The sequence below is a fragment of the Terriglobales bacterium genome (assembly GCA_035651995.1).
Classification (GTDB): Bacteria; Acidobacteriota; Terriglobia; order Terriglobales; family Acidobacteriaceae; genus DASRER01.
Window position 1 is genome coordinate 1 of sequence record DASRER010000005.1, and the last position, 2,331, is coordinate 2,331.

The window sequence follows — 2,331 nt, forward strand, 5'->3', positions numbered from 1 at the left end:
GTTCTCCCCGCTGATGCGCACCCGGAAGCGAACCGTCGCACCGCGCACGTCGTAATTGCCGAGCGTGCGCGGAATTTCCACCCAGCGCCGGAACCAGCGCGGGCCGGTGTTCCATTCCTCGCCGACTTTCATGGTCTGCCAGCCGGATTCGTCCAGGCTGGGATTTTCCGGATGGAGTGCGCTGTCGTCGTGCACCCGCCAGTCGGGCAACGGCACCACTGTGATTGCCTGCAGCCGATCCACTACTGCCGGGTAGCGCGGCGTAACTGGCTTGTCCTGCGCGGAAACCTGCGCGACGGCCGTTCCCGCCGCGATCATCAAGAGACCGAACAGCAGAGCTTGAGCAGTTTTGCGCATGTCGCCTTCCACTGGGATATCAACCGGCTCACGCTACCCAGGTGGGTCGCTTCACGATCCACGGGCCGCGCAGTTCCGGGCCGGTCAGTATAGCTGCGAATGGTTCATTCACAAACGCGCGAGATCCGCGGAGAGAGAAACATTGCGGGGGTGTTTTAGAATGCTGCGCGAATGCGCGTGGCTGCCATCTGCGGAGTGCTGGTGCTGGCCGGCGTGCTGTACGTGCATTTGTCCGATCGCATGGACACGCAGCAGCTCCACACGCCGCCAGGCTTCCGCGTTGAGGTGTTCGCCGAAACCGGCTCGCCGCGCCTGCTGGCGTTCAGCCCCGGAGGTACGCTGCTGGTCACTTCTTCCTCCGAGGGCACCGTGACGGCGTTGCCCGACCCGAAAAAGTCCGGCCGCGTGGAGCGCTCGGTCACCGTCCTCAAAGACCTAGACGGGCCGCACGGCATCGCTTTTCACAACGGACGCCTCTACATCGCCGAGATCAAGGCGGTGCGCCGCTACGATTGGGACGAATCGGCTCTGAAGGCAACCCATGCCGCCAAAATCGCTGACCTGCCGGAGAGCCTGGGCGGACACATGACCCGCACCATCGTGTTCGCCAACGGCAAGATGTACGTATCAGTCGGCTCGAGCTGCAACGTCTGCCAGGAAGACGATCCGCGTCGCGCCGCAGTGCTGGAGTTCAACGAGGACGGTTCCGGTATGCGCATCTTCGCCCGCGGCACGCGCAACTCGGTCGGGCTTGCCTTCAGCCAGCGCACCGGCACGGTTTGGGGAAGCGACAACGGACGCGACTGGCTGGGCGACGACCTGCCTCCCGAGGAAGTCAATGACTTCGGTAAAGACGGCGGCGACTTCGGCTGGCCCGCCTGCTACGGCGATCGCATCCCAGACCTGGCAAACGGCGGCAGCGAGGCGCGCTGCCGCGGCACCATCCCTCCCAAGGTCAAGATTCAGGCGCACTCCGCCCGCTGGGGATCGCGTTTTATGACGGCCAGATGTTCCCGGCCGATTACCGCGGCGACCTTTTCGTCGCGCTGCACGGTTCCTGGAACCGCAGTGTGCCCACCGGCTACAAAGTGGTGAGGGTGAAGATGAACGATCGCGGCGAACCGGAGCGGGTGGAAGATTTCATCACCGGATGGCTGCGTCCGGGAGAGACTCGCCGCGGCCGCTGGCGCGGGCGTCCAGTGGGAATCGCAGTTGGTCCGGATGGCTCCATGTACGTGAGCGACGACGGCAGTGGCCTCATCTATCGCGTGACCTACAGCAAATAGATCGCAACGCCACGCATCTGTGCGTGCAGACCTGGTGAGGCCCTCGCCTGTGAAACAGAAGCCTTTCAGGCTCGCGTCACCATGCGCCAGCAACGCGCCTTAGTCCTGGCGCCGCTGTCGCACGCACTCGAAACTGAAAAATTCTCAGTGCGCCGCGCTCGCCGGCTGCGTTGCGGCCTGTGATTGTCCGGTAGCCTCCACCAGCTTGCGGACCGCCGGCACAATCATGATCAACATGTCGGCACGCGGTTTCCGCGCCTGTTCCAGGAACGCAATCTGCGCCTGCCGCCAGGAATCGGGCGCCGGTACGCCCGACTGCAAGTACTCGATCGCCTGCAAGCCGGCAACCGCCACTGCCGTTAGGTCCTGCGAGAGCGGCGGTACGTCCTGCATCAGCCACGCCTGCTGCAGGATGGGCAGGACGCGCGCGTTATTGTCGCGCCAGCGTTCCAATGTCGCCCGCACTGCGTTGCGCTCCTCTTCAGAATGTGAAGCCAGCAGTCGGTCCACCCGGCCCGCGAACTGTCGCGCGGCACGGCTTTCCGGACGCACCGCGTCGCTCAGCCGGTTCAAGGGCGTGAGCTGATCGTTCCTGTACTTGCGCCTGTATTGCTTCACCGGCTCCAGCACGTCGGCCAGCGTGCGCAGCGGCTCCACCGGGCCATCGCCCGCCAGGCGCTCCAGCATG

General features: G+C 64.7%; 4 protein-coding genes. 2 read left to right on the plus strand and 2 right to left on the minus strand.

What is annotated here, in order from left to right; translation table 11 throughout:
* On the minus strand, positions 1-357 hold a 357-nt coding region (locus tag VFA60_02975), incomplete at its 3' end, for a hypothetical protein (protein ID HZQ90735.1).
* A 171-nt stretch (positions 358-528) separates the two neighbouring features.
* Here VFA60_02975 and VFA60_02980 point away from each other — a divergent pair.
* Both VFA60_02980 and VFA60_02985 read left to right on the plus strand, forming a co-directional pair.
* Positions 529-1,452, plus strand: a complete 924-nt coding sequence (locus VFA60_02980) for a PQQ-dependent sugar dehydrogenase (protein HZQ90736.1) — start codon at positions 529-531, stop codon at positions 1,450-1,452.
* Positions 1,428-1,643, plus strand: a complete 216-nt coding sequence (locus VFA60_02985; protein HZQ90737.1) for a hypothetical protein — start codon at positions 1,428-1,430, stop codon at positions 1,641-1,643. The genes VFA60_02980 and VFA60_02985 overlap by 25 nt, the downstream gene beginning before the upstream one ends.
* 144 nt (positions 1,644-1,787) lie before the next feature.
* Here the strand turns inward: VFA60_02985 and VFA60_02990 are convergent.
* The coding region (locus tag VFA60_02990; protein ID HZQ90738.1) for a beta-N-acetylhexosaminidase at positions 1,788-2,331 on the minus strand (544 nt) is incomplete at its 5' end.

What these genes read in the sequence shown, in the direction of transcription:
- VFA60_02980 (HZQ90736.1), top strand. Translation starts at nt 529, where the DNA reads ATGCGCGTGGCTGCCATCTGCGGAGTGCTGGTGCTGGCCGGCGTGCTG.